This is a genomic window from Micromonospora sp. NPDC049049, assembly GCF_040649115.1.
In the GTDB taxonomy this organism is placed as follows: domain Bacteria; phylum Actinomycetota; class Actinomycetes; order Mycobacteriales; family Micromonosporaceae; genus Micromonospora.
Genome location: NZ_JBEZEX010000006.1, coordinates 35,122 through 60,464, shown reverse-complemented (window position 1 = coordinate 60,464; position 25,343 = coordinate 35,122). Strand labels below are relative to the sequence as shown.

Annotated in this window: 25 protein-coding genes; 11 read left to right on the top strand and 14 right to left on the bottom strand. The window is 71.4% G+C overall.

What is annotated here, in order from left to right; all coding sequences use genetic code 11:
* Positions 1-23 precede the first annotated feature (23 nt).
* Positions 24-1,727, bottom strand: coding sequence for an acyl-CoA dehydrogenase family protein (locus tag AB0B68_RS08775; protein ID WP_357258708.1), 1,704 nt, complete (start codon positions 1,725-1,727; stop codon positions 24-26).
* A 194-nt stretch (positions 1,728-1,921) separates the two neighbouring features.
* On the opposite strand from AB0B68_RS08775, the gene AB0B68_RS08770 reads away from it, so the two are divergent.
* Positions 1,922-2,332 (top strand): hypothetical protein, encoded by a 411-nt coding sequence (locus AB0B68_RS08770; RefSeq protein ID WP_357204561.1) that lies wholly within the window; start codon positions 1,922-1,924, stop codon positions 2,330-2,332.
* Entirely contained in the window at positions 2,319-3,524 is a 1,206-nt protein-coding gene (locus AB0B68_RS08765) for a low temperature requirement protein A (RefSeq protein WP_357258705.1), read from the top strand. Before AB0B68_RS08770 ends, AB0B68_RS08765 begins: the two co-directional genes overlap by 14 nt.
* Before the next feature lie 40 nt (positions 3,525-3,564).
* Here the strand turns inward: AB0B68_RS08765 and AB0B68_RS08760 are convergent, their stop codons facing one another.
* From AB0B68_RS08760 to AB0B68_RS08745, 4 genes are all read right to left on the bottom strand, one after another.
* Complete coding sequence (locus AB0B68_RS08760) at positions 3,565-4,173, bottom strand: thymidine kinase (RefSeq protein ID WP_357204559.1); 609 nt, start codon at positions 4,171-4,173, stop codon at positions 3,565-3,567.
* A gap of 164 nt (positions 4,174-4,337) precedes the next feature.
* On the bottom strand, positions 4,338-5,729 hold the full coding sequence (locus tag AB0B68_RS08755) for an MFS transporter (protein ID WP_357204526.1): 1,392 nt from the start codon (positions 5,727-5,729) through the stop codon (positions 4,338-4,340).
* A gap of 19 nt (positions 5,730-5,748) precedes the next feature.
* Entirely contained in the window at positions 5,749-6,516 is a 768-nt protein-coding gene (locus tag AB0B68_RS08750; RefSeq protein ID WP_355007521.1) for a glycerophosphodiester phosphodiesterase, read from the bottom strand.
* A gap of 463 nt (positions 6,517-6,979) precedes the next feature.
* The gene (locus AB0B68_RS08745; protein ID WP_357207960.1) at positions 6,980-7,753 is read right to left on the bottom strand and encodes a lysophospholipid acyltransferase family protein; all 774 of its coding nucleotides are present in this window, start codon (positions 7,751-7,753) and stop codon (positions 6,980-6,982) included.
* Positions 7,754-7,916: 163 nt separating this feature from the next.
* Between AB0B68_RS08745 and AB0B68_RS08740 the strand changes: the two genes are divergently transcribed.
* The 5 genes from AB0B68_RS08740 to AB0B68_RS08720 all read left to right on the top strand — a co-directional run bounded on the left by AB0B68_RS08740 (position 7,917) and on the right by AB0B68_RS08720 (position 13,213).
* Positions 7,917-9,332 (top strand): cytochrome ubiquinol oxidase subunit I, encoded by a 1,416-nt coding sequence (locus AB0B68_RS08740; protein ID WP_357258702.1) that lies wholly within the window; start codon positions 7,917-7,919, stop codon positions 9,330-9,332.
* Between the two features lie 14 nt (positions 9,333-9,346).
* Complete coding sequence (cydB, locus tag AB0B68_RS08735; protein WP_355007524.1) at positions 9,347-10,345, top strand: cytochrome d ubiquinol oxidase subunit II; 999 nt, start codon at positions 9,347-9,349, stop codon at positions 10,343-10,345.
* Between the two features lie 101 nt (positions 10,346-10,446).
* Positions 10,447-11,634, top strand: a complete 1,188-nt coding sequence (locus tag AB0B68_RS08730; protein ID WP_357258699.1) for a GNAT family N-acetyltransferase — start codon at positions 10,447-10,449, stop codon at positions 11,632-11,634.
* Between the two features lie 65 nt (positions 11,635-11,699).
* A complete protein-coding gene (locus AB0B68_RS08725; RefSeq protein ID WP_357207953.1) occupies positions 11,700-12,284 on the top strand; it encodes an RNA polymerase sigma factor in 585 nt (194 codons plus the stop codon).
* Positions 12,281-13,213, top strand: a complete 933-nt coding sequence (locus tag AB0B68_RS08720) for a CU044_5270 family protein (protein WP_357258696.1) — start codon at positions 12,281-12,283, stop codon at positions 13,211-13,213. The genes AB0B68_RS08725 and AB0B68_RS08720 overlap by 4 nt, the downstream gene beginning before the upstream one ends.
* A gap of 65 nt (positions 13,214-13,278) precedes the next feature.
* Here the strand turns inward: AB0B68_RS08720 and AB0B68_RS08715 are convergent, their stop codons facing one another.
* Positions 13,279-13,731 (bottom strand): hypothetical protein, encoded by a 453-nt coding sequence (locus AB0B68_RS08715; RefSeq protein ID WP_357258693.1) that lies wholly within the window; start codon positions 13,729-13,731, stop codon positions 13,279-13,281.
* A gap of 97 nt (positions 13,732-13,828) precedes the next feature.
* On the opposite strand from AB0B68_RS08715, the gene AB0B68_RS08710 reads away from it, so the two are divergent.
* Positions 13,829-14,281 (top strand): MarR family transcriptional regulator, encoded by a 453-nt coding sequence (locus tag AB0B68_RS08710; protein WP_357207412.1) that lies wholly within the window; start codon positions 13,829-13,831, stop codon positions 14,279-14,281.
* A gap of 6 nt (positions 14,282-14,287) precedes the next feature.
* Here the strand turns inward: AB0B68_RS08710 and AB0B68_RS08705 are convergent, their stop codons facing one another.
* Both AB0B68_RS08705 and AB0B68_RS08700 read right to left on the bottom strand, forming a co-directional pair.
* Complete coding sequence (locus AB0B68_RS08705; RefSeq protein ID WP_357258690.1) at positions 14,288-14,971, bottom strand: hypothetical protein; 684 nt, start codon at positions 14,969-14,971, stop codon at positions 14,288-14,290.
* An 83-nt stretch (positions 14,972-15,054) separates the two neighbouring features.
* A complete protein-coding gene (locus AB0B68_RS08700; RefSeq protein ID WP_355007530.1) occupies positions 15,055-15,516 on the bottom strand; it encodes a peroxiredoxin in 462 nt (153 codons plus the stop codon).
* 220 nt (positions 15,517-15,736) lie between these two features.
* Here AB0B68_RS08700 and AB0B68_RS08695 point away from each other — a divergent pair, with 220 nt between their 5' ends.
* Positions 15,737-16,465, top strand: coding sequence for an SDR family oxidoreductase (locus AB0B68_RS08695; RefSeq protein WP_357207408.1), 729 nt, complete (start codon positions 15,737-15,739; stop codon positions 16,463-16,465).
* Positions 16,466-16,507: 42 nt separating this feature from the next.
* Here the strand turns inward: AB0B68_RS08695 and AB0B68_RS08690 are convergent, their stop codons facing one another.
* The 3 genes from AB0B68_RS08690 to zwf all read right to left on the bottom strand — a co-directional run bounded on the left by AB0B68_RS08690 (position 16,508) and on the right by zwf (position 19,647).
* On the bottom strand, positions 16,508-16,633 hold the full coding sequence (locus AB0B68_RS08690; RefSeq protein WP_357207405.1) for a hypothetical protein: 126 nt from the start codon (positions 16,631-16,633) through the stop codon (positions 16,508-16,510).
* Positions 16,630-18,054, bottom strand: coding sequence for an OFA family MFS transporter (locus tag AB0B68_RS08685; RefSeq protein ID WP_357258687.1), 1,425 nt, complete (start codon positions 18,052-18,054; stop codon positions 16,630-16,632). Before AB0B68_RS08685 ends, AB0B68_RS08690 begins: the two co-directional genes overlap by 4 nt.
* Positions 18,055-18,267: 213 nt before the next feature.
* Entirely contained in the window at positions 18,268-19,647 is a 1,380-nt protein-coding gene (zwf, locus tag AB0B68_RS08680) for a glucose-6-phosphate dehydrogenase (RefSeq protein WP_357258684.1), read from the bottom strand.
* A 212-nt stretch (positions 19,648-19,859) separates the two neighbouring features.
* Between zwf and AB0B68_RS08675 the strand changes: the two genes are divergently transcribed.
* Complete coding sequence (locus AB0B68_RS08675) at positions 19,860-21,455, top strand: beta-N-acetylhexosaminidase (RefSeq protein ID WP_357258681.1); 1,596 nt, start codon at positions 19,860-19,862, stop codon at positions 21,453-21,455.
* Between the two features lie 61 nt (positions 21,456-21,516).
* Here AB0B68_RS08675 and AB0B68_RS08670 read toward each other — a convergent pair whose 3' ends face one another.
* Positions 21,517-21,867: a hypothetical protein gene (locus AB0B68_RS08670; protein ID WP_357258678.1), complete on the bottom strand. Its 351-nt coding sequence runs from the start codon at positions 21,865-21,867 to the stop codon at positions 21,517-21,519.
* Between the two features lie 291 nt (positions 21,868-22,158).
* Between AB0B68_RS08670 and AB0B68_RS08665 the strand changes: the two genes are divergently transcribed.
* On the top strand, positions 22,159-22,941 hold the full coding sequence (locus AB0B68_RS08665) for an alpha/beta hydrolase (RefSeq protein ID WP_357205626.1): 783 nt from the start codon (positions 22,159-22,161) through the stop codon (positions 22,939-22,941).
* A gap of 32 nt (positions 22,942-22,973) precedes the next feature.
* On the opposite strand, the gene AB0B68_RS08660 is transcribed toward AB0B68_RS08665, so the two are convergent.
* Positions 22,974-24,626, bottom strand: coding sequence for a DUF885 domain-containing protein (locus AB0B68_RS08660; RefSeq protein ID WP_357258675.1), 1,653 nt, complete (start codon positions 24,624-24,626; stop codon positions 22,974-22,976).
* Positions 24,627-24,765: 139 nt separating this feature from the next.
* On the bottom strand, positions 24,766-25,329 hold the full coding sequence (locus AB0B68_RS08655; protein WP_357258672.1) for a hypothetical protein: 564 nt from the start codon (positions 25,327-25,329) through the stop codon (positions 24,766-24,768).
* Positions 25,330-25,343 lie beyond the last annotated feature (14 nt).

Here is a 25,343-nt window from a genome sequence, read left to right as displayed (position 1 = left end):
ACCCGTCCGCTCGCGCCGACCGGTCAGCAGAGCAGGTCGAGGTGATGGTGGGCGTCCTCGGCGATCTCCTCGTGCCGCAGCCAGCGGCGCGCCCACAGCCGGGCGGCCAACTCCGCCTGCTCGTCGCCCCACGCGGCGTGCTCGACAAGCAACGCGGTGGTCAGCGCGTACGCCAGGCGCAACGCCAGACCGCGGGCGCCCGCGAGCACCGCCGGCGCACCCGGTTCGACGGTTACCGCGGCGATGGTCTCCGCCAACTGCGCGGCAGCGGTGGCCAGGGTGTCGGCCAGCACCGGCGACAGCGGCCGCGCGAGGTCGACGGCGGCGGCCAGCCGGCTCAGCAGCGGCGTCCCGGCGTCCTCCCGGGTCAACGCGCGCAGCACGTCCAGGGCCAGCACATTGGTGGTGCCCTCCCAGATCGGCAGCACCTGGGCGTCGCGCAGCAGGCGGGGCACGCCGGTGTCCTCCACGTAGCCGGCCCCGCCGAAGCTCTCCACGTACTCGCTGGCGGAGCTGACGGCGAGTCGACCGGTGGCGAGCTTCGCCAACGGTGCCACGATGCGCAGCTCGGCCGCGGCCTCCGGATCGGCGCCGACCTCGACCCGCCCGAGCAGGGCGAAGGCGTGCCCGGCGAGAGCGAACGCGCCCGCCGCGTCGACGGCGAGGGTGCCCAGGGTGGCCCGGTGCAGGGGCGAGGACACCAGCGGGCCGCCGGCGACGTGCCGCGCCTCGGCGTACGCGCGGGCGTAGGCGAGACCCCGTCGCATCCCGCCGGCCGCCGCCGCGGCGTTGTGCACCCGGGTCACCACGACCAGAGTCATCGCCCGGACCAGACCGGGCACCGCCGGGTCACCCAGCGGCAGGGCGTACGCGTCGCGCAGGCCGATCTCGGCGGTGGGCAGCGCCCGGGTGCCCAGCTTGTCCTTGAGCCGGTGCACTGTGACACCCGGTGCGGGTGCACCGGGCGCCCCGCCGTCGGCCAGCGGTGAGTCGACCGCGTACCGGGGAACGAGGAACGGGGCGAGCACCCGGCTGCCCCGCCCGGCGCCCTCGGGCCGGGCCAGCGCCACCGCCATCGCCGCGTCGGCGGCGGAGCAGAACCACTTCTCCCCGGTCAGCCGCCACGAACCGTCCGCCGCGGGTCGGCCGAGGGTGCTGGAGCGGCCCAGATCGGAACCGCCCTGCGACTCGGTCATCCACTGCCCGCTGGTGATCGCCGTGGCCGGGTCCGTGGAGATCAGCCGGGGCAGCCACGCGTCCCGGACCGTGGCGTCGACGTCGGGCGTGCTGAGCAGCGCCGCCGCCCCGTCGGCCATCGCCACCGGGCAGGAGAACGTCGCCGACTCCGGCCCGTAAAGGTGCAGCAGGGCGTGCTGCACGACCCGCGCGGCGGCACCCCAGGTGCCCCGCGCGTCCGGCAGGTAGGGCAGCGCCACCACGGCGTGTCGGGCGGCGGCGGCACGTTGCGCCTGCCAACCGGCGGAGGTGTCGATGCGATCGATCCGGGCACCCCACGGGTCGTAGCGGACCAGCGTCGGCGGGTGCGCCTCCGCGTCGGCGTGCGCCGCGCGCAGCGGGCCGGTGACGTCGGCGGCCAGGTCCGCGAGACGGCCCTTCGCGGCGGCGTGCCCGCCCGGGCCGAGGTGACGCTCCAGCCAGGACCGCAGCAGACCATCGCCGGCGTACGGGTCGACGGGGGGTGGTACCGGCTGCACGAAGCGGCTCATCGATCGGCTCCTGGCACTGCTCGGGGGTGTGCGCCGACGGTAGACGATGCGGGGCCGCCGCGAACAGGGCACACCCGCCCATCGGGCGCACCCAGTTTCCGGCTTGTCGCCCGTCGGCGTAACCGTCTTCTCTACGGTCGGTAGTCGTGGGTGCGGGCCAGTCGTGGAGCCGACCGGCCCGGCGTCACCGCCCGATGCGCACCGGGTTGGCGTTCGCCGGGTTCGGCGTGGCGCTGTGCTGCGTGGGGGTGGCCGGGCTGGGCGCCTGGAACCTGCAGACCGTCCGGCAGGCCGCCGGCCCGATCCGGGAGACCGCCGACGGTTTCCTCAGCGAGGTGGCTCTCGGCGACAGCGACCGGGCGTACGAGCGGCTCTGCGAGGACGCGCGCAGCCGCTGGAGCGAGATTGGCTTCACCAGTTGGGTGCGGACACCACCGATGGTCACCGACTACGAGATCACCGACGTGTCGGTCGCGACCCGCAGCGGACGACCGCAGGGCACGGTGACTGTGAAGGTGACCCGCGACGGCGGGCTCAGCGAGGAACGTCGCCTACCGGTGGTCCGTGAGGACGGAAGCTGGCGGGTGTGCGGTGACCCCTTCTAGGCCCACTGTCGCCGCCCCGCTACGCCCACAGTTGCTGCGACCGCGCGAGGGGGTGCAGCCGACCACCTCGACGGAACTCTTCTTCGACCTCGTCTTCATCTTCACCATCACCCAGCTGTCGCACTACCTGCTCGCGCACCTGGACTGGAGGGGCGCGGGACGTACCGGCCTGTTGCTGGCGCTGGTGTGGCTCGTCTGGGTCTACACCACCTGGCTGACGAACTGGCTGCAACCGGACCAGGGGCCGGTGCGGACGATGCTGATCGGGGTGGGGCTGGGCAGCCTGCTGTTGTCGGCGACGATCCCGGAAGCGTTCGGCTCGACCGGCCTGCTCTTCGCGCTGGTCTACGTCATCGTGCAGGTGGGCCGCACCCTGTTCGCGTTGTGGGCGGTGCAGGGCAGTCCGTGGTTGGTGGCCGGATTTCAGCAGTCGCTGCCGTGGATCACGGGAACGTCGGTGCTCGTGGTCGTCGGTGGCCTGGTCGGCGGTGCCGCCCGGGACGCGGTGTGGGCGGCGGTGATCGTGATCGAGGTGGTCGGCCTCTCGATCGGCTATCCGCTGCCGCGACGGGGACGCAGCCGACCCGAGCGGTGGATGGTGGAGGGCGGGCACCTGGCCGAACGGTGCGCGGCGTTCGTCCTGATCGCGCTGGGGGAGTCGATCCTGGTCACCGGCAGCACCCTCACGTCGCAGGTGAACCTGGTGACGTCCGGGGCGTTCCTGCTGGCGTTCGGCGGTTCGGTGGCGCTGTGGTGGGTCTACTTCGCCCGCTCGGCCCCGGCGGCCACGCAGGTCATCGCCCAGGCCGGGGAGCGCACCGGCGCGTTGAGCCGGGTCGCGTTCAACTTCCTGCACCCGGTGATCGTGGCCGGTGTCGTCGTCGCGTCGGCGGCGGACGAGCGGTTACTGCGGGAGCCCGGCGCGCCGGCCACCACTGTCGACGTGCTGCTCACCCTGGGGGGTCCCGCGCTGTTCCTGGCCGGGCACGCCGCCTACAAGGCGCTGCTGTGGCGGATCCTGCCGATCAGCCGGGTCGCGGCGGTGGTGGTCCTGCTGGCGCTGATGCCGACAGCTGTGGTGCTGGGAGCTCCCGTCGCGGTGTGCGCCGCTGCGGCGTTGGCGGTGACGGTCGCCGTGATCCTGACCGACCGGTTCCGGGTGCGGACCGCAGCGGCCCGGCAGCCGTCCTGACCGTCCGGCGCACCGGGTCGGTTCCAGCTGGTGGGGCGCCTCAGTCGCGCGGGCCGAGGTCGCCGCTGCGGAAGTGCCGGCGGCAGAGCACCTGGTAGCGCACCTCGGCGGTGTCGACGGTGTCGCCGATGACGACCTGGGCGCCCTCACGGACGACCCGCCCGTCGACGACGCGGGCGTTGAGCAGCCCTTCGCGGCCGCACCAGCAGAGCACCTCGACCTGGATGCGGGCCACCTCGTCGGCCAGCTCGAACAGGCGTTGCGCGGCGGGGAACATCCGCGACCGGAAGTCGGTGGCCAGGCCGAACGCGAAGACGTCGACGTCGTAGCTGTCGACCAGTTCGGCCATCTGCTCGACGTGCTCGACGGTGTAGAAGCACGCCTCGTCGCAGATCAGGTAGTCCACGCGTACCCCGTCGGCCCACCGGCCGCGCACCAGGGCCCGCAGGTCCAGGTCGTCGGTGACCTCGATGGCCTCGTGGGCCAGGCCGATGCGGGTGGTGACCTGCGGTCCCAGCGACCGGTCGATGCGGGTGGTGACCAGCCCGCGCCGGCCCTGCCGGGCGTGGTTGTAGTTCATCTGCAACGCCATCGTGGACTTGCCGCAGTCCATTGGCCCCCAGAAGAACTTCAACGCCGCCGCGTGCACCGGCCGCCCGTCGAGCCCACGCGCCGCCGCGCACGCGGCCGGAGCGTGCGGCTGGCCGGGGAACCGATGGGCCAGGCAGGTCGGGGCGGTGGTGGCGTCGTCAGTCACGGTCGGGCAGCCTAGCCGATCGGCCACTCCTGATCTGTCAGGCGCGGGACGCGTGCTCAGAGCACCCGCGGTGGCGTGTTGCCGGCGGCGATGATGGCACGGCGCATCGGCACGGCGGCGAGGAGCAGGAAACCGACCACGAAGAAGATCAGCAGTGAGACCAGGCCCACCCGGTAGGAGGAGGTGAGCTGGAACACCAGGCCGAAGGCGAGCGGGCCGAGCCAGCTGGTGCCCTTGTCGCTGATCTCGTAGAAGCCGTAGTACTCGCCTTCCTTCCCGGTGGGGATGAGCTGGCTGAACAGCGACCGACTCAGCGCCTGGCTGCCGCCCAGGACCAGGCCGATGGCCGCGCCGAGGACCATGAACGGCACCGGCGCCTCGGCGGGCAGCCGGAACGCGGCAATGATCACACCGGTCCAGAGGACCAGGCTGAGCAGCACGGTCTTCCACGCGCCGATGCGCCGGGCCAGCGCGCCCAGGCTCAACGCTCCGCCGAAGGCGAGGAACTGCACCAGCAGGATCGTGATGATCAGGGTGCTCTGCTCCAGGCGCAGTTCCTCGGTGCCGTACTGGCTGGCCAGGGTGATGACGGTCTGGATGCCGTCGTTGTAGACCAGGAAGGCGAGCAGGAAGTACAGCGTCAGCGGGTACGCCTTGATCTCGCGGACGGTGCGGCCGAGCTGGCGGAACCCGTCGGTGAGAATGTTGCCGCCACCGGCCAGTGCCGCCGCTGGCGGGCGTTCACGCAGCCACCGCAGCGGGACCAGCGTGAACAGCGCCCACCAGACACCGGCGGACACGATCGACCAGCGGGCCAGGTCCAGGGTGCGTTGCGGGTTGTCACCGTCGTCGAGCAGGGTGATCGCGACCAGGTTGAGCGCCAGCAGCAGACCGCCGCCGAGGTAGCCCAGCGCCCAGCCGCGACTGGAGATGCCGTCGCGTTCGTCGGGGCCGCCGAGCTGCGGCAGGAACGAGTTGTAGACCACGATCGCGGCGCCGAACGAGATGTTGGCGACCAGGAAGAGCGCCCCGCCGAGCAGGTATCGGTCGCCGGTGACCAACGCCATCGCGATGGTGGCGCCGGCGCCGGTGAACGCGGCACCGCCGAGCAGCCGCTTCTTGTGCGCCGACCGGTCCGCGATGGCCCCGATGACCGGCAGCACGAACACGGTGAGGAACACCGACAGCGAGATCAGGTACGGGTAGTAGGACCCGGCGGCGACCTTGATGCCGAGCGGGTACACGAAGCCGTCGCACGAATCCGCACCCAGCTCGCACCCGGCCGCCACCTCGGCGACCGTGGTCAGGAACGGGCCGAGGAACACGGTGATGACGGTGGTCTGGAACGCGGAGTTGGCCCAGTCGTAGATGTACCAGCCCCGGCGCTCCCTGCGGGTGCTCGCGGGAGGTGGGGTGTCGTCCACCGTGGGGGTCACGGTCTCGGCCATCGGGGGTCCTTGGAATGGTTCAGGCGGCCCAGTGGCCGCGGCTGCGGTAGACGTCGCGCAGCACGCCGACGTGATCGGTCATGATGCCATCCACGCCACGATCCAGTAAGTCGTGCATCTGGGCGGGTTCGTCGATCGTCCAGACGTGCACCTGCAGGCCGATCCGGTGGCAGTAGTCGAGGAACCGGCGGTCCACCACCGGCACCCGCCCGTAGCGCGGCGGCACCTGCGCGGCGACCACCGACGGCGGCAGCCGCAGCGGACGCCCGTGCAGGGAGGCCAGCCGCAGCCGGGCGACGCCGCGCATGCCGAGGCTGGTGGCGACGCGTCCCTCGGTGAGCGCCCGCAGCCGGGTCAGCCGGGCGTCGCTGAACGAGGCGAGCAGCACCCGGTCGCCGGCGCCGGCCCGGGTCACTGTCGCGACCGTCGGCTCGACGCCGCCGTCGGCCTTCACGTCGATGTTGAAGCGGACCTGCGGCCACGCCCCCAACACCTCGTCGAGCCGGGGTACGACGGCGGCGCCGCCGACGCGTACGGAGGCGAGGTCCGCCCAGCTCATCTCGGCGATGCGCCCCGCCTCGCCGGTGACCCGGCGCAACGTCGGATCGTGGAAGATCACCGCCACACCGTCGGCGGTGGCGTGCACGTCGGTCTCCACGTACCGGTAGCCCAGCCCGATGGCCCGGGCGAACGCCTCGGTGGTGTTCTCGTCGCCCTCGGCGGCGCCGCCACGGTGGGCGAACGCCAGCGGCGCGGGCGCGTCGAGGTAGCCGAATCGGGTCAACACGCAGCGCAGTATGCCTGCCGTCGGTGGAGCGCGGGTGGCCTGCCGGCGAAGATCAGGCCTGGGACGCCGGGGAGGCGGCACGGGTGGTTGCCGTGGTCGGCAGGTGTCCCTGTCCGCGGTGGCGGCAGGCGCGACCCTCGGCATGCCAGTCGGCCGCACGATCCCGCCGGACCGGCCTACGGCCCCCACCTCCGGATGCCTGTCCTACGTCCTTTGCTCTGCACCCGCGGAGTCGCCAGTCACCTTCAGTAACTGGTGCGTCCGCGGGTGCAGAGCAAAGGAAGCGAAGGTGGTGTGGGGGGTTGGGAGGGGTGGGGTGCGGGACCCGGCTGACTCGGTGCCGCAGGCCCCCCGGCAGACCGTTCCACCCGGCGCCCGACCCGGCTTTCCGGCGCCCGTGCGGGGTCTCCGGGCACTGGCGCACCTCGACGTCGCGGCAACCTCGGCGGTCGCGGCGGTGGCCTCAGTCTGAGCGGCGGCGGTGGGTGCGGCTGAGGTCGGTGGGGCGTCCGGGGTCGACGTGGCGGGGACGGTCGGGTTCGTCGGGGCGCAGCGGGGCGAGGGTGTCGGTGAGCGCGTCGATGATCCGGTCGGTGGCGCGGCGGGCCGCGCCGGGGTTGGCGGCCGCCGTCTCGCCCAGGTCGACGGGGGTGCCGAAGTGCACCCGGATCACCGGGCGGCGCCACAGCGAGCGGGCGATGCCGCGCAGCATTCCGCGGGGCGCCTGGTAGGGCAGCACCTCGTGCGAGCCCCACTGGGCGACCGGGACGACCGGGGCACCGCAGGCCAGGGCGAGGCGGGCGGCGCCGGTCTTGCCGCGTTCGGGCCACAGGCCGGGGTCGAGGCCGATGCGCCCCTCGGGGTAGATAAGGATCACCGAGCCACGCGCGACGGCCGTGGCGGCGTTGTCGAGGGCCTGGTGCACGGCACTGGTGCCGCGGTCGACCCGGATGTGCCCGGCGTGGCGCATGGCGGCACCGAACACCGGGACGCGGAACAGCCCGGCGGTCGCCATGATCCGGGGGGCGACGCCGCGGATCTGGCAGGCGGCGGCCATGACCACCGGGTCGAACGGGCTGATGTGGTTGGCGGTCAGCACCAGCGGGCCGCGACGCAGGTGCGTCGGGACGTCGCCGGTGACCTCGAGGCGGGCGAGCAGGCCGACCAGGCCCCGGGCCAGCAGCAGGGCTGCGCGCCAGATCAGCGGCGGCTGCCAGGTGGTGTGTGCGGTGTCCATCAGCGCGCCATCGTCGCACGCCCCGGCGGGGCCGCGAGGGCGGGTCGGGTGATCAGGGTCATTGGTCCCGGGCCGTTTCGGGCCACCCGGCCCTGCCCAATCCTCTACGACGAGCAGTAGTATTTACTACGTCTCGTAGTACGGATCGTTGGGGGTTTTTCAGGTGGACGCGTTGGACGTTGCCCGCTGGCAGTTCGGTGTCACCACCGTCTACCACTTCCTTTTCGTGCCGCTGACCATCGGCCTCTCCGTGCTGGTGGCCATCCTCCAGACGATGTGGCACCGCACCGGCAACGAGCGCTACCTCAAGCTCACCAAGTTCTACGGCAAGCTGTTCCTGATCAACTTCGCCATGGGTGTGGTCACCGGCATCGTGCAGGAATTCCAGTTCGGCATGAACTGGAGCGACTACTCCCGCTTCGTCGGCGACATCTTCGGCGCACCCCTGGCCATCGAGGCGCTCGTCGCGTTCTTCCTCGAATCCACCTTCATCGGGCTGTGGATCTTCGGCTGGGATCGGCTGCCCAAGCGGGCGCACCTGGCCAGCATCTGGGCCGCCGCGATCGGCACCAACCTGTCCGCGTACTTCATCCTCGCCGCGAACTCGTTCATGCAGAACCCGGTGGGCTACCGGATCAACCCCGACAGCGGACGCGCCGAGCTGACCGACTTCCCGGCCGTGCTGACCAACAAGGTCGCCCTGATCACCTTCCCGCACACCCTGGCCGGCTCGTTCCTGGTCGCGGGGTCGCTGGTCGTGGCGGTCGGCCTCTACCACGTGATTCGCAACCGGGACTCCGCCGACACCGGCGCGTACCGCTTCGCCACGAAGTTCGGCTCCTGGGTGGTCCTGGTCGCCTCCGCGGCCGTGCTGTTCACCGGCGACATCCAGGGCAAGATCATGACGGACGTGCAGCCGATGAAGATGGCCGCCGCCGAGGGCCTCTACACCACCGAGAGCCCCGCCTCGTTCTCGGTGCTCACCATCGGCAGCCTGGACGGCAGCCGCGAGGTGTTCGCCATCAAGATCCCGTACCTGTTGTCGTACCTGGGCACCGGTGACCCGAACGGCACCGTGCACGGCATCAACGACCTCCAGGCCCAGTACGCCAGCCAGTACGGCGCCGGCAGCTACACCCCGATCATCCCGGTCACCTACTGGAGCTTCCGCTTCATGATCGCCTTCGGGATGGCCGCGGCCGCGATCGCCCTGCTGGTGCTCTGGAGCCAGCGCAAGGGCCGCACCCCGAGCAGCAAGTGGCTGCTGCGCGCCGGGCTGGCCATGCCGGTGCTGCCGCTGCTGGCCAACTCGTTCGGCTGGATCTTCACCGAGATGGGCCGCCAGCCGTGGATCGTCTTCGGCGAGATGCTCACCCGCAACGGGGTGTCCCGCAGCGTCTCGCTGGCCGAGGTCCTCACCTCGTTCACCGCCTTCACCCTGATCTACGCCACCCTCGCCGTGATCGAGGTCAAGCTGCTGCTGCGCTACGCCAAGGCCGGCGTACCCGACGTCAGCGAAGAGCACCCCATCGACGACACCCACGACGACGCCGAGCGCCCGCTCGCCTTCGCCTACTGATCCCGGAGCCCATCGTGGAACTGACCACCATCTGGTTTCTCCTCGTCGCCGTGCTGTTCACCGGGTACTTCATCCTGGAGGGCTTCGACTTCGGCGTCGGCATGCTGCTGCCCGTGCTCGGCCGCGACGACCGGGAACGCCGCGTCCTGATCAACACCATCGGCCCGGTCTGGGACGGCAACGAGGTGTGGCTGATCACCGCCGGTGGCGCCATGTTCGCCGCGTTCCCCGAGTGGTACGCCACCCTCTTCTCCGGCTTCTACCTGCCGCTGCTGCTGATCCTGCTGGCCCTGATCGCCCGGGGGGTCGCCTTCGAGTACCGGCACAAGCGCCCCGAGGCGTCCTGGAAGCGCCGTTGGGACGCGGCGATCGTGGTCGGCTCGCTGCTGCCGGCGATCCTGTGGGGCGTCGCCTTCGCCAACATCCTGCGCGGCGTGCCACTGGACGCCGACCACGAGTACGTCGGCGGTCTGCTGGACCTGCTCAACCCGTACGCCCTGCTGGGCGGCGCGACCACTCTCGCGCTGTTCCTCACCCACGGCGCGGTGTTCCTCGCCCTGAAGACCACCGGCGACATCCGCGAGCGGGCGGGCGCGCTCGCCGTGCGCCTGGGTGTGGGCGCCGCCGTGCTCGCGGTCGGGTTCCTGACCTGGACGTTGAACATCCGCTCCAGCGCGGCCGCCGTCGTGCTCGCCGTCGGCGCGGCCCTCGCCCTGCTCGGCGGTCTGGCCGCCGCCCGGGTACGCCGGGAGGGCTGGGCGTTCACCGGCACGGCCGTGGCGATCGGCCTGGCGGTGGCGACCCTGTTCGCGGCGCTGTTCCCGAACGTGCTGCCCTCCACCCTGGACGCGGCAGGCACGCTGACGGCCACCAACGCCGCGTCCACCCCGTACACCCTGAAGATCATGACCTGGGTGGCGGTGATCTTCACTCCGGTGGTGCTGGCCTACCAGGGGTGGACGTACTGGGTGTTCCGCAAGCGCATCGGCGTGGCCAACATCCCGCAACACTGACCGCCGGAAGCGGGGAATCGCGCACCAGCGGGGACGGCGCAGCGCGGGGGCGTCGGGAAAATCGGGCGGTTGGTGGGGGTGGGCTCGTTTACGGTGTGCCGATGCCCGCCACTGTGCACGTACGCGAACTCACCGCCGACGACCTCGACGCCGCCTGGGAGCTGGGCCGCTTCGCGTTCGGCTCTGACCCGCAGCGCCCGGCGCCCGCGCCCGCGCCGGTGCCCGGCCTGACCCGTTACGGCGCGTTCGACGACTCCGGTCGGCTCGTCGGCAAGGCCATCGACCTGCACCACGACCAGTGGTGGTCCGGGCGGGCGGTGCCGGCCGCGGACGTGGCCGGGGTGGCCGTCGCCCCCGAGGCCCGTGGTCACGGCGTGGCGCGAGCCCTGCTCAGCGCGCTGCTACGCGGCGCCCGCGACCGTCAGGCGGCGGTCAGCGCGCTCTATCCGACCGTCGCCGCCCCGTACCGGGCCTGCGGGTGGGAGGCCGCGGGGGTGCTGCGCACCGTCGACCTGGCCACCGCCGCGTTGCCCCGCCACCGGCCCGCGTCGCACCTCACCGTCCGAGCCGGTACGCCCGCCGACCTGCCGGCCGTCGACGCCCTGTACGAGCGGGTCACCCGGCACCGCAACGGCATGCTGACCCGCCGGGGTGAGCTGTTCGACGCCGCCGACCGCGGTCTGCCCGGTGACGGGGTCACCCTCGTCGAGGCCGACGGCGAGCTGGTCGGTTACGCCACCTGGCAGCGGGGCCGGGGCTACGGAGCGGATTCGGTGCTCACCGTCGACGAGGCCCTCGCTGTCACGCCCGAGGCCGCCCGGGAGATCGTCGGGGTGCTCGGCAGTTGGGCCAGCGTCGCGCCGACGCTGCGACTGTGCCCGCTCGACGGCGACGCGGTCAGCACCGTCCTGCCGTTGGAGTCGGCCCGCGACCACGAGCGGGACCTGTGGATGCACCGACCGGTCGACGTCGCCCGCTCGGTGAGCGCGCGGGGGTGGCCCGCCCACGCCCGGGGCGTCGTCGACTTCGCCCTCACCGACCCGCTCGCCGAGTGGAACACCGGTACCTGGAGGCTGACCGTCGCCGACGGCGACGCCGAGCTGACCCGGGTCGGCGGCGAGGCCGACCTGCGGTTGGACGTGCGCGGTTTCGCTCTGCTCTACGCCGGTGCCGCGCAGGCCCGCTCGGTCGCGCAGGCCGGGCTGCTGCACCACGGCCCGGGTGTCGACCCGGGCGCGCTCGACCTCCTGGCCTGCGGCGGGCCCGCGCAGTTGCTCGACTACTTCTGACCGGCGGGCCGATGGTTTCCGCCTCCGAAGTGGGAACTCGGCGGCGGCAGCGGACAGATACAGGTGTGACAGCCGAGATGCGGGCCCGGATCCGGGCCGGAGACTCCGACGCGTTGGGTGAGCTCTTCGACGAGCACGCCGAGGCGGTTCATCGACATGCGCTGTGGAGCGGAAGCGATGCGGCGCACGCCGAGGACGTGGTGTCGCTGACCTTCCTCGAAGCGTGGCGGATCCGCGGATCCCTGCGCCCGGACGGGGACGGTCTGCGGCCGTGGCTGCTCGGGATCGCGACAAACGTCCTGCGCAACCGCCGGCGGGCGGCGCGCCGGCACCGGGAGGCGTTGCGGCGGCTGCCGGTACGCGACACCGTCCCCGACTTCGCCGACGCGGTGGTCGACCGGATGCACGACGCCGACCAGGTGGCCGCCGCCCTGGCGGGACTGCGGGCGTTGCGCCGCGCCGACCGGGAGGTGTTCCTGCTCTGCGTGTGGTCGCAACTGGACTACGCGGCGGCGGCCGAGGCGCTGGGCGTACCCGTCGGGACCGTGCGCTCCCGACTGTCGCGGGCCCGAACCCGGCTGCGGGCGCTGGCGCAGCAGGAGCTGACCGGCGCCCGGATGACCCCCGTCGAGCAGGGAGAGTACCGATGAGAGAGCCCACCGCTCCGCCCGTGCCGGCCCTGCCGGCGATGCGCCGACAGGCACTGCGGCATCATCTGCTGACCGAGGTCCGGCGGCCGTCGCGGCGGCCACGACGGATGCGGGTGCTCGTGCCGGTGGCGGGCGTGCTGACCGTCGTGGTCGCGGCCGGGATGGTCGCCCAGCCGTGGTCGTCGGACAGCGCGCCACTGATCGTCCCGGTCGAGCAGGGGGAACGCGTCGGGGCGTCACTGCTGCTCAACCGGATGGCCGCGGTGGCCACCGGCAGGCCGGGGCCGCCGCCCGGCGAGGGCCGGTACGTCTACATCAGGAGTCGGGGAGCCTTCGCCGAGCTCGGTGACGGCCCGGCCCGACTGCGACCGGTGCACGAGCGGGAGATCTGGATCCCCCTGCACGAGCGGGGTGACGGCCTGGTGCAGCAGCCGTTCTTCCACGCTCCCATCGTCGGTGTGATCCCGCAGCGCGAGACGCTCACGGACGTGACGCCGAACGCGGCGCTGGTCGACCTGCCCGAGGACCCGGACGCCCTGCTGGCGAAGCTGTACCGGGAACGTCAGCAGCGGGGCCGGGGCAACAGCCGCGACGGCGCGGCGTTCACCGCGATCGGCGACATCCTGCGTGAGTCGTTGGTGCCGCCGGTCACGAGCGCCGCGCTCTACCGGGCCGCGGCGAAGATCCCCGGCGTCGAGGTGGTGCGGGGGGTCACCGACGCGGCCGGGCGGCGGGGGATCGCCGTCGCGCATACCGAGCGGAGCCGCCGCGACGAGTGGATCTTCGATGAGCAGAGCTTCGACTACCTCGGTGAGCGCAGCTATCTCGTGGCGGACACCGTCGACGGGCCGGCCGGGACGGTGCTGGGCACGACAGCGGTGCTGCAACGGGCCGTGGTGTCGGAGCTCGGGCAGCGCCCGGCGCGGTAGGTGGCCCGGGCGGCCGGCTCCAGGCTCCGTGTCCTGGATGCCGGCCGCCCGGCGGCGGCGTCCGGTCAGGCCGGGGTCGCCGCCAGCTCGGCGTTCGCGTGTTGGGTGACGATGGTGAGCACCCGCGCTGCCGTGCTGGCCTCGTCGGTGGGGATTCCCGCGTACAGCCGGGCGCTGAGGTCGGCGACGACGGCGACGACGCCGCGTTGCGTGGTGCGACCGGTGTCGGTGAGCGCCAGCCGTGTCTCGTCGCCGCCGGCCGGGCCGTCGACCTGCGCGAGGCCGGCGTCGACGAGGTGGTCGACCACCTGGCGCACGGCCGAATCGTCGATCTTGAGCGTGCTGGTGACCCGGTGCGTGAGGTCTGCGGGTTCGATCGGGCCCTGGGCGAGGACGTGCAGCGCGACCACCTGGTTGAACGTGACGCCGAGTGTGCTGATGGCCCGTTCGAGCAGGGCCCGGGTGGCGTAGTGGGCCTGGCCGATGACCTGGCCGTTGAGGGTGGGGACGGTGGACATGACGCCTCCTTCGATACGTTGGCTCGGCCAACGTTGGTTGCGCCAACGTAACACCCGATCGTTGGTTGCGCCAACGATTCCTGGTAGGCTGCGCCGTGTGGACAACGTGGCCCCGCAGTCACCCGCCGGGCTCAGCACCTCGCCGAGCTGGCTGCTCAACCAGACCGCCGGTCACGCCGCCCGCCTGCTCAGCGAGGGCTTCGCCGCGCACGACCTGCGCGGCTACCACTACCGGCTGCTCGCCACCCTGGCCGAGGACGGGCCCGCGAGTCAGGCCGACCTCGGCCGTCGCTGCGGCATCGACCGCAGCGACGTGGTGGCCGCCATCAACGACCTGGCCGGCCGAGGGCTCGTGGTGCGTGCCCCCGACCCGGCCGATCGCCGCCGCAACGTCATCAGCGCCACCGACGCCGGCGCCGACGAGGCCCGCCGGCTGGGCGCGACCCTCGAGCGCGTCCAGGTCGACCTGCTCGCACCGCTGTCCACCACCGAGCGCGAGCAGCTGACGCGACTGCTCACCCGACTGCTGCGCCACCACAGCCGGCACTGACAGCCCTCAGCGGGCCTCGCGCAGCTCAGCCAGCCGGGCCTCGATCTCAGCCAGCTCGGCGCGCAGCTTCTCGGCCTGCTGCTCCGCTTCGGCCCGCTCGGTGCCGAGGATCTGCTCCACCGCCTCCTGCACCCCGGGCACGTCGACGAGGGCCACCATCTTCAACGCCTCCGCCGGCTTCACCACGTACGGCTTCGCGAGGGCCTTGCTGCCCTGCTGCGCGGCGACTGTCCACTCGCCGTCGGCGTACGCCAAGGTCACGGTGAGGCCCGCGGGGCTCTTCGGCTTGACGGCCTTGACCGCCCGCCGCGCCGGCGGCTTCTCCGTCTGCTCCACCTTCGGCTCCTCCTGTCGCTGCGCGGGCACCCGCGGCGTGTCCAACACGAACTCCGGCGCGGCCACCGTCGGCGGCTCGGGCTCGGGCTCCGGCTTCGGCTCCACCACCCGACGAGTGACGCCCTTGGGCGCCACTGCCAGGTCGGCGGGGGAGAACGGCAACTCGTCGCGACCGAAGCGCACCACCACGAACTCGTCGGACACCTCCGGGTCGGTCAGCTCGATCACCTGACCGACCTGACCGGCGATCTGCCCCGCCGACGCGGTGAACACCACCCGCGGTTTACGCCCGGCCGCCAACGACTCCCGGATGCTCTGCACCTCGCTAGTGGACAAACCCTGGCCGGCATCCATCACAACCCTCTTCCGTACACCTGTTTGATTGCTGTCTTGATACCAGCCGACTGCGACACCCGCCGCACGGGGCTCACGCCCGCTCAGCCGCCCAGCGCCCGCAGTGCGCGGTCCGCGTGCTCGTTCATGCTGACCTCGCTGTGGATCACCTCGATGATCCGCTGGTCGGTGCCGATGACGAACGTCATGCGCTTCATGCTCAACGGCCCCAACGGCACCCGCCGCTTGACCCCGAACTGCTGCGCCACCGCGCCGTCGGCGTCCGACAGCAGCGGATAGTCGAAGCCGTGCAGCTTCGAGAACTCGGCCTGCTTCGCCACCGGGTCGCGGCTGATGCCCACCCGCGTCGCTCCCAGTGCCGTGAACTCCGCCGCGAGGTCGCGGAAGTGGCAGCTCTCCGCCGTGCACCCCCGGGTCATCGCCGCCGGGTAGAAGAACAGCACCACCGGTCCGGCCGCCAGGAACTCCGACAGCCGCCGCGGCGTACCCGTCTCGTCCGGCAGCTCGAAATCCTGCACCACGTCGCCGACACCCACACCCGCCACCGCGCACCTCCATCGTCTGATCGAACGCGCGGTGAGCGTAAGCGATCACACCCCGAGCGCCGCCACCTCGTCGGCCTGGCGTCGTCCGGCCAGCAGGGACACCCCGCTGTCGGGTCCCGACGCCCGCCGCGTGTGACCCTCCTCTCGAGGACCGATCCGCGCTGGTCACGGTAGCGTCGGCACGAGCATCGCGCAGCCGTCAGACTCCCCGGGAGGCACCGTGGCACCCGTCACCGTCATCACCGGCGGCAGCCGGGGCATCGGCGCGGCCACCGCCCGTCGGCTCGCCGCCGCCGGTCACCACGTGGCCCTGTGCTACCGCCGCGACGAGGCCGCCGCCACCGCCGTCCTGGCCGACCTGCGGGCCGCCGGCGCACAGGCGATCGCGGTACGCGCCGACACCACCGCCCCCGAGCAGGTGCACGCCCTGTTCGACGCCGCAGCGCAGCTCGGCCCGCTCACCGGCCTGGTCAACAACGCCGGCGTCACCAGCCTGATCGGACCGTTCACCGAGCTGCGCGTCGAGGACCTGCGCCGGGTCGTCGACGTCAACCTCGTCGGTTACGTCCTCTGCGCCCAGCAGGCCGCCCACCGGCTCACCGACGGTGGGGCGATCGTCAACGTCTCGTCGGCGGCCGCGACCCTCGGCAGCCCGGGGGAGTACGTGCACTACGCCGCGGTGAAGGCCGCCACCGACACCCTCACCGTCGGTCTGGCCAAGGAACTCGCCCCGAAGGGCATCCGGGTCAACGCCGTGGCCCCCGGCATCGTGCGCACCGACATCCACGCCGACTCCGGGGTGCCCGACCGCGCCGACTCCGCCGTCGGTCGCATCCCGCTGGGCCGCGCGGGCGAACCCGACGAGATCGCCGCCGCGATCGCCTGGTTGCTCGGCCCGGACGCCTCGTACGCCACCGGGACCGTGCTGCGCGTCTCCGGCGGTCTTTGACGGTGCCGCGGGGTGCCGTGCGACGGCACCCCGCACGGCGCCTCAGTGGGTGAACAGCTTCGCCGCCGTGATGACGGTCTGGGCGATCCCGTAGCCGAGTAGCGCCGCCACCACCAACCAGGAGATCCACAACCGGGCCTGCTGCCCGGAACGGCTGTCCTCACTCATCGCGTACCACTCCTCTGCGGCGTCGTGTCCTCGTCCACGTTCTGTTGCGGGTGCTGTTCCGCCGCTGGTTCGTGGTAGCGCTGCGGCACCGGCCGCACCAGCAGGTTCGCCACGAAACCCACGGCCAGCACGCCCACCATCGTGAACAGCGCCGGACGGTACGCGGCGGCGGTCAGCGAGCCCGGCTCGCCCTGCGCGTCGAGGAACCCGTTGACGATCAGCGGACCGGCGATCCCCGCCGCCGACCACGCGGTCAGCAGCCGACCGTGGATCGCCCCGACCTGGAAGGTGCCGAACAGGTCCCGCAGGTACGCCGGCACGGTCGCGAAGCCACCGCCGTAGAACGACAGGATCACGCAGGCCAACAGGACGAACAGGGCCGTCGAGGTCTGCCCGACGAGCGCCAGTAGCGCGTAGAGCACCATGCCGACACCCAGGTACACCAGGTAGATCGGTTTGCGGCCGATGATGTCCGAGGTGGACGACCACGCGAACCGCCCGGCCATGTTGAACAGCGACAGCAGACCCACGAACCCGCCGGCCGCCGCGACGGTCACCGCGGAGGTGCCGTTGTCGCGGAAGAAGTCCTGGATCATCGGGCTGGCCTGTTCCAGGATGCCGATGCCGGCGGTCACGTTGCAGAACAGCACCACCCACAGCAGCCAGAACGAGCGGGTCTTCACCGCGTTCGCCGCCGATACGTTCGCCGTGGTGACCAGCGGCTTCGCCGCCACGCTGGCGGGGTCGAAGCCGGCCGGCCGCCAGTCCGGCGCCGGCACCCGCACGTTCGCCACCCCGAACATCATGATCACGAAGTAGCCCAGGCCGAGCGTCACGAACAGCCACACCAGGGCGCTGCCCGACGCCGTCGACCCCGCGTTGGACGGGTCGTAGCCGGCGTCGTAGAACGACAACAGTTGCCGCGACAGGGGAGAGGCGACCATCGCCCCACCACCGAACCCCATGATCGCCAATCCGGTGGCCAGCCCTGGCCGGTCCGGGAACCACTTGATCAGTGTGGAGACGGGGGAGATGTAGCCGATGCCCAGCCCGATGCCGCCGAGCAGCCCGTAGCCCAGATACAGCAGCCACAGCTGCTTCGTGGCGATGCCCAGCGAGCCCACCAGGAACCCCGCCGCCCAGAAGCAGGCCGAGACGAACATGGCCTTGCGCGGCCCGTTCGCCTCCACCCAGGTCCCGGCGACCGCCGCGGACAACCCGAGCATCACGATCGCGATGCTGAAGATCACCCCGATCGCCGTCTGGCTGGTGTCGAAGTGGGCGATCAGCGAGTTCTTGTAGACGCTGGTCGCGTAGACCTGACCGATGCAGAGGTGGATGGCCAACGCCGCCGGGGGGATGAGCCACCGGCTGTAGCCGGGCGGCGCGACGGTGTGCCGACGATCGAGTGCGGAAAGCATGAGCTGCTTCCTCTCCGACGAGGACGAGAAACGTCGCCCCCAACGTGCCCACACCCCGCGTAAGCGGCAAACCTCACCGTCGCCGGACGGTCGTTCCGCTGAGCTGAGCGGTCAGTCAGCGACCGCGCGCCGCACCCGTGACCGACTCGGCTTGCCCACAGTCGAGGCACCGCGACAAGTCGGTCACGCCGCCTTCGTCAGCTCCGGCCGCGACTAGCGCAGGTCCGGAAGGTGCCAGCCGCCGGCCAGCGCGTCGGCGTCCGCCGGACCCCAGCTGCCCTTCTCGTACGACCGCACCGCCGTCGGCAGATCCAGGATCGGCTCGACGATGCGCCACTCCTGCTCGATCGTCTCGGCACGCGCGAAGCGCAGGTGCTGCCCGTCCATCGCGTCGTCGAGCAGCCGCTCGTACGCCTCCTGCCGGCGACCGAGAGCCGCCCCGAAGTCGACGGACAGGTCCACCGGACGGCTCGCCACCTCGGCACCCGGGCTCTTCGCCTGGATCGACATGGTGATGCCGTCGCCGCGCCCGAGCCGGAACCGCAGCAGGTTCGCGGCGGTGGCCTGACCCCGCTCGGCCGGGATCAGCGAGCGCTGCGGCTGCTTGAACTCGACCACGACCTCCGTCGCCGTCCCCGCCAGGGACTTGCCAGCACGCAGGTAGAACGGCACACCCGCCCAGCGGGGGGAGTCGACCGTCAACCGGGTCGCCACGAACGTCTCCGTGTTCGAATCCGCCGCCACGCCCGGCTCGTCGCGGTAGCCCGCGTACTGCCCCCGTACGGTGGAGTCCGGCGACAGGGGCGCGATCTGCCGCAGCACCGCGGCCTCCGCCTCCCGGAACGCCGTGGTGTCCTCGCTGGCCGGCGCCTCCATCGCGATGAGCGCCACGACCTGCAGGATGTGGTTCTGCAGCACGTCCCGGGTCGCGCCCACGGTGTCGTAGAAGCCGGCCCGGCCCTGGGTGCCGAAGGCCTCGGCGAGCGTCACCTGGATGTTGTCGATGTGCTCGTTGTTCCACAGCGGCTCGAACAGCCGGTTGGCGAACCGGAAGGCGTAGAGACCCTCGACGGCTTCCTTGCCGAGGTAGTGGTCGATGCGGAACACCCGCTCCGACGCGAAGGCCGCGCCCAGGGTGCGATCCAGCTCGCGGGACGACTCCAGGTCACGCCCGAACGGCTTCTCCACGATCACCCGACCCCGGTCGGCCAGACCCACGGCCGCCAGGCCCTCGACGACGGAGCCGAACACCGCCGGAGGAATCGCCAGGTAGAAGACCGGCCGCTCGGCGTCGCGCAGCCGCTGCGCCAGCCGCTGGTACGTCGCCGGGTCCGCGTAGTCTCCGGAGATCATCGAGAGGTTGTCCGCCAGTCGATCGAAGGTCTCGTCGTCGATCTCGTCCTGGGCCTCGGTGACCGACTTGCGGGCCATGGTGACCAACTGCTGATCGTCCCAGGGGGAGCGGGCCACACCGATCACCGGGACGTCGAGACGGTCGCGCCGGGTCAACTCGTACAGCGCCGGAAACAGCTTCTTCGAGACGAGGTCTCCCGTGACGCCGAACAGCACTACCGCGTCTGAGCGCATGTGCATGGCACTTCCCAATCGATCATCCGAACCTGATCTTCCGAACGGACAACGGCACGACCACTCCCGGAATTCCCCAGCGTGCGGCGTACGTGAGGTCGGCGACAGCACTGTCTCGACGCGCCCCTATGTTAAGGAAGGTTTACAGTGCAGGCGAAACGTCGGTAACCTGCCCCTCTAATCGACAACCGTCGATCATGACGAGGCCTGGAGGTACCGTGCGTCGCCGACACACCACCACACGGCTGCTGGCCATAGCCGCACTCGCGCTACCCGTCACCCTGCCCGCAACGCCCGCCGCCGCGACACCCACCGCACCAGCCCGACACCTCAGCGACGTCATCCCCGCACCTGTCGAAACCCACCCCGACGCGCACAACACATTCCGCATCACCCCCCTGACCGTCATCCGCACCACCCCCGGCTCAGCCGCCGCCTGGCACGTCGGCCAGCAACTCGCCACCACACTGCGCCCCGCCACCGGCCACGCCCTGCCCGTCCTGCCCGTACGCTCCACCCCGCTACCCGAGATCGCCCTGCTCATCGGCGGCGCCGACGACCGCATCGGCCAGCAGGGCTACCAACTCGACGTCACCCGCCGCAGCGTCACGATCCGCGCCAACACCCCCGCCGGGCTGTTCGCCGGCACCCAGACCCTGCGCCAACTGCTCCCCGCCCAGATCGAGGCACCCGACCGGCAGCGGACCACCTGGACAATCCCCGGCGGACGAATCATCGACTACCCACGCTTCGCCTACCGCGGCGCGATGCTCGACCTCGCACGCCACTTCCACACCGTCGACGACATCACCGCCTACGTCGACCTGCTCAGCCAGTACAAAATCAACTACCTGCACCTGCACCTGACCGACGACCAGGGCTGGCGCATCCAGATCGACTCCTGGCCCCGCCTCACCACCGTCGGCGGCGGACCCGGCACCGGAGTCGACGGTGTCGGCCCCGGATACCTCACCAAGGCCGACTACACAGCCGTCGTCGCCTACGCCGCCGCACGACACATCACGATCATCCCCGAGATCGACATGCCCGGGCACACCAACGCCGCCCAGTCGACCTACCCCGAACTCAACTGCGACGGCGTCGCACCGCCCCCGCGCACCGACATCGCCGTCGGCTACAGCTCCCTCTGCATCAACGACGACCTCACCTACCGCTTCGTCGAAGACGTCATCCGCGAAATCGCGGCCATCACCCCCGGACCATTCCTGCACATCGGCGGCGACGAAGCCCACGCCACCACCGACGAGGACTACCGCACCTTCATGAACCGGGTCCTGCCCCTGGTCACGAAGTACGGCAAACGCGCCTACGGCTGGAACGAAATCACCCAGGCCGACACCTCCACCGACGACGTCGCCCAGTTCTGGGGCACCGGCACCACAAACGCCAGCCTCGTCGCGGCCGCCGCCCGCGGCACCAAAGTCGTCATGTCACCGGCGAACAAGGCCTACCTCGACATGAAGTACGACGCCAACACCCGCCTCGGCCTACGCTGGGCCGGCCTGATCGAGGTGTCCGACGCGTACGGCTGGGACCCCGCCACCCGGGTCACCGGCATCGGCGAGAACGCCATCCTCGGCGTCGAGGCCCCACTGTGGTCCGAGACGCTGCGCACCCTCGACGACATCGAACACATGGCCTTCCCCCGCCTACCAGCGATCGCCGAACTCGGCTGGTCAACCACCACCAGCCACGACTGGGAATCATTCCGCACCAGACTGGGGGAGCAGGCACCCCGCTGGCGACTGCAACAGGTCGACTTCTACCCGTCCCCACAGGTGCCCTGGACCTGACCCGTACCCCCGGCGCACCCGGTTCGTGGGCACCGGCCGACCCGGCCGGTGCCCACGACGCTCAGCGACCGCAGACGGTGTCCAACGCCTTCAGCGGCGGGTCGAGATCCGGCGCCTCGATCTCAGTGGCCTTCGGACCGGCCAGGTGCTTCTCCACCCCGGCGGCCAGGGTCTCCAACGCGGTGCGCACCTGCGGATCGGCAGCGGTCGGCGCCGCCGTCTTGAGGTCCTGCAACAGCGCCGTGTAGTGGCCGCGAACCTTCGCGCCCGCCTCCTTGGCGCTGACCGGCTTGTCGATCGCGGCGATCGCATCGTCAGCCATCGCGACGTAGTGCTTCTTCACAAAAACGAGACTGGCGTCGCAGACCTGCTTGCTGTTCGCCGCCACGTCGACGGCCGGGCTCGGCGCCACGGTCGGCGACGGCGGGGCGGCGGCCCCAGCATTCTCCTTCTCGGCAGGCTGACAGCCCACAACGAGGCCGACGGTCGCGACCAGGCCAACCACAATACGGACAGACTTACTCGTCAAGGTGTTCCCCCGTGGTGATGTGCGGCCCCGCCGTTCGCGGCGAACGGGCAGTGGCCGGAGCGCACCACTGTAGACACCACCCGCCGAAGACGCAGACCAGTTTCACCCACGGCCCGCCCGGCATGAGACGTTGAACCTGAACCCCACCACCGACAACCCCAACGAGGACTCCCGATGAACCTGGCGTTCGACCACACGGCGGAGACCGGACCAGCGGTGGTGTGCCTCCCCATGTTCAGCATGAGCCGCGCCGCCACGGCCGCCGCCTTCCACCCTGCCCTCGCCGGCACCGGCCTACGAGAGATCTACCTGGACCTACCCGGCCACGGAGACACCCCCGCACACTGCCCACCCACCTCCCAGGCAGTGCTGGACACCGTCTGCGCCTGGCTCGACCACCACCTCGACACGCCAGCCCTGCTCGCCGGCGGCTCCTACGGCGCGTACCTGGCCGCCGGCATCGCCCGCCAACGACCCGACCTCGTCCGCGGCCTGCTCCTCGTCTGCCCCGGTGTCACCATCGCCCGCCACAGCCGCAACCTGCCCGACGCCCCACCACTCGAAGCACCCCCGGGCTGGCTCGACGCCGCCCCCACCGAACTGCACCCACATCTGGACGCCGCACTGGGTCACCGCACCCCAGGGGTCGTCGCGACGGTGCTCACCGCACTGCACTCCGGCGGCCCCGGTGACCCGACATTCCACCAGGAGTTGCAGAGCGGCCCCGACTACGCGCTACCCGACGAGAACACCGACATCGCCTTCGACAGCCCGGTCAGCGTGATCACCGGCCGGCAGGACCACATCGTCGGGTACGCCGACCAGTTCCACGCCATGCGCCACTATCCGCGCGGCACCTACACCGTGATCGACGCCGCCGGGCACTACCTGCCGTACGAACAACCCGCTCTGCTGCGCTCGCTCACCCAGGACTGGCTGCGCCGATCGCACATCTGACAGCCCGAGCCGGGGGAGCGGACCTTGTCCAGCTATCTACGCGGTCCCTGACGTGTTTCACCGCGAGCCGCAAGTGGTGCTCGGTCACCCCGAAGGGCCACCGTCAACTGATCCAAACCCATCGAACCCAACTCCAGCGCCTGACTATGGAACGCGCGCCGGTCGCCAGGAAAGGACGAACGGCCGGCCAGCCACACGCGCTCACCCACCTTGTAGGCCAACGCCTGCCCAGGCCGACCCAGGTAACGCGCAAGCTCAGCGGACGCGTAGGCCCCCTGATGGCAGCGATCCCGCAACAGCTTCAGCGCCGCGTCCGCCGTCCACACGGCTCCATCGCCGAAGGGCATCGCCAGCCGCAGGTGCAGGCCGATGTCGAGCACGACCCGCGCGGCGCGCAGGAGCTGCATGTACAGGTACCCCAGTCGGGCACCTGGCTGCTCATACAACCCGAGCTCGTCCATGAACCGCTCCGCATACAGCGCCCAACCCTCCTGACTCCCGGAGAGGCCGCCGAGCAGGTTCAACCGCTGCCCGAGGCCGCCCCGGCAGGCTTCCGCGCCGAGGTGGAGGTGATGGCCGGGAACCCCCTCGTGAAAGGCGGTGCTGTAGGCGTACCAGGTAGGGAATGTCGCTGCGCCCTCCGGGACCGACCACCAGACCCGACCCGGCCGCGCCAGGTCCCGTGACGGCCCTGTGTACGCGATGCCGGACGACGTGGCCAACCGCGACTCGATGCGCCTAAGCGGGGCGGGGATGTCGAAGTAGACACCGTCCAACCTCTCGGTGGTCGACTCCAACAGGTCCTGCAGCCACGCAGCGAACGCCTCCCTACTGTGCAGCGTGCCAGGTGCGTCGGGACTGTTGAGCCGGGCGAGCACCTCCGGCACGCTCCCGCCCAGGGCCTCCGCCTCAGCGAGAAGCTCTGCCTCTGTCGCTCTGAACTCCTCCCAACCCCACTCGTACAGCTCGCGCAGGTCAGGTTGGGCCGCGAGGAAGGTACGCACCCAGAGCGCATACCGCTGCTGACCGAACGCCTCCTCCTCAACTGCCCTCGGCGCCAGGTCGACGGTCAGCCTCTCGGCGAGCTTCTGGTACGCCGCTCGCGAGCCCGCTGCCGCGGCTTGCAACGACGCCCGCTGACGCCCCTCGCCGTAGCGATCCACCAGGGCAGCATCGTCGTCAGTCCAGGCACGGCAGCGCTGCGCGACGAGCTCCACCTGACGGCGCGCCGGCACATCGCCGCGCTGCGCGGCGAGTAGGAGGCTGCGGGCGTACCCGTCAAGGGCCGCAGGGATCGCGGCCATGCGTGCGCCGACACGAGCCCAGCCCTCCTCGAAGGCCGCGTTCTCGGTGTCGCGGCCGGGAACCGCGGCTTCGACGGCTTGGCGGATGAGCTGAAGGGGACCGGTGGCCGCCACGTGCAGTTCGCGCAGATCCTCCCCGGCGTCGTGGAAGGCGACACGCGTGTGCAGCCGTTCGACGAGGTGGGCGTGCAGCGGGGTCCCTGCCGGCAGTGCCTCGATCTCGCGCAGGGCGAGGGCGGCCCGGTCCGCGCGGGCCTGGTGGCCTTCGGGGCCGTAGTCGGTAAGCCCGTCGACGTCCTGTTCGCCAGCGTCGACCACCGCTGTGCAAGGGTCGAGGATGGCCATGTCGTGCAGAAGCCGCTCCACGAAGTCCTCGATCACCGGGGCAATGTTAGGGCCTTGCCCCAGTTGCCATGGGGCAAGGCCGCATCGGTTCGGAACGATGTAAAGCTGATTCGATAATGCACATTATGTAAAGTAGAGGCTTTCGGAGGGTCCCCTCGCCCTTCACCGACGGGGGTCAGTCGCGTGTCAGGCCGGGCGGGCACGCGTCCTCGTCCGGGCCGACGAGGCGCGCGTTGACCAGCGGGTTACGTCGCAGGGCCGCGAGCACCGCACCGCTGGCGCCGATGTCGGTCCAGGTGTCGTCCCACAGGGCGGAGACGAGCCAGGAACGATCCGCCGGAAAGAACAGGTCGGGCAGCGCCCCGTCGCCGCGCATGTGCCCGACCCTCCAGCTGAGGGCCTGTTCCGGCCCTGCCTGGACCAGCACGTAGGGCCAGTCCCAGTAGAGGGACACCCTCGGTGCGTGCGGGAAGACGACGTCGTGGGCGCCGGTGTCGAGGAAGCCCAGCCACCAGGGCTGGTCCGGCGTGCACGCCACCAGCTCGTTGATCACCGCTTGTTCGTGGGCGTCGAGACCGACCCCGGCGGGCGGGTGAAAGGTGCCGTACGCCTCGAACACCGGTGGGATCGCCGTGGTGACCGACAGACCCTGCGTGGTCCGTCCGGCGAGCCAGTCGACGTCGCCGGCGGTGCCGATCCGCCAGGTCCGCCCGTCCTTGCTGAGGTCCACGGGCTCCATCGGTGTCGTTGCGT

Coding starts and splice junctions, on each gene's coding strand:
- AB0B68_RS08770 (WP_357204561.1), top strand. CDS start 1,922: ATGCGCACCGGGTTGGCGTTCGCCGGGTTCGGCGTGGCGCTGTGCTGC.
- AB0B68_RS08745 (WP_357207960.1), bottom strand. CDS start 7,753: ATGGACACCGCACACACCACCTGGCAGCCGCCGCTGATCTGGCGCGCA.
- AB0B68_RS08665 (WP_357205626.1), top strand. CDS start 22,159: ATGAACCTGGCGTTCGACCACACGGCGGAGACCGGACCAGCGGTGGTG.
- AB0B68_RS08685 (WP_357258687.1), bottom strand. CDS start 18,054: ATGCTTTCCGCACTCGATCGTCGGCACACCGTCGCGCCGCCCGGCTAC.
- AB0B68_RS08690 (WP_357207405.1), bottom strand. CDS start 16,633: ATGAGTGAGGACAGCCGTTCCGGGCAGCAGGCCCGGTTGTGGATCTCC.
- AB0B68_RS08655 (WP_357258672.1), bottom strand. CDS start 25,329: ATGGAGCCCGTGGACCTCAGCAAGGACGGGCGGACCTGGCGGATCGGC.
- AB0B68_RS08775 (WP_357258708.1), bottom strand. CDS start 1,727: ATGAGCCGCTTCGTGCAGCCGGTACCACCCCCCGTCGACCCGTACGCC.
- AB0B68_RS08705 (WP_357258690.1), bottom strand. CDS start 14,971: ATGGATGCCGGCCAGGGTTTGTCCACTAGCGAGGTGCAGAGCATCCGG.
- zwf (WP_357258684.1), bottom strand. CDS start 19,647: ATGCACATGCGCTCAGACGCGGTAGTGCTGTTCGGCGTCACGGGAGAC.
- AB0B68_RS08730 (WP_357258699.1), top strand. CDS start 10,447: ATGCCCGCCACTGTGCACGTACGCGAACTCACCGCCGACGACCTCGAC.
- AB0B68_RS08720 (WP_357258696.1), top strand. CDS start 12,281: ATGAGAGAGCCCACCGCTCCGCCCGTGCCGGCCCTGCCGGCGATGCGC.
- AB0B68_RS08715 (WP_357258693.1), bottom strand. CDS start 13,731: ATGTCCACCGTCCCCACCCTCAACGGCCAGGTCATCGGCCAGGCCCAC.
- AB0B68_RS08755 (WP_357204526.1), bottom strand. CDS start 5,729: ATGGCCGAGACCGTGACCCCCACGGTGGACGACACCCCACCTCCCGCG.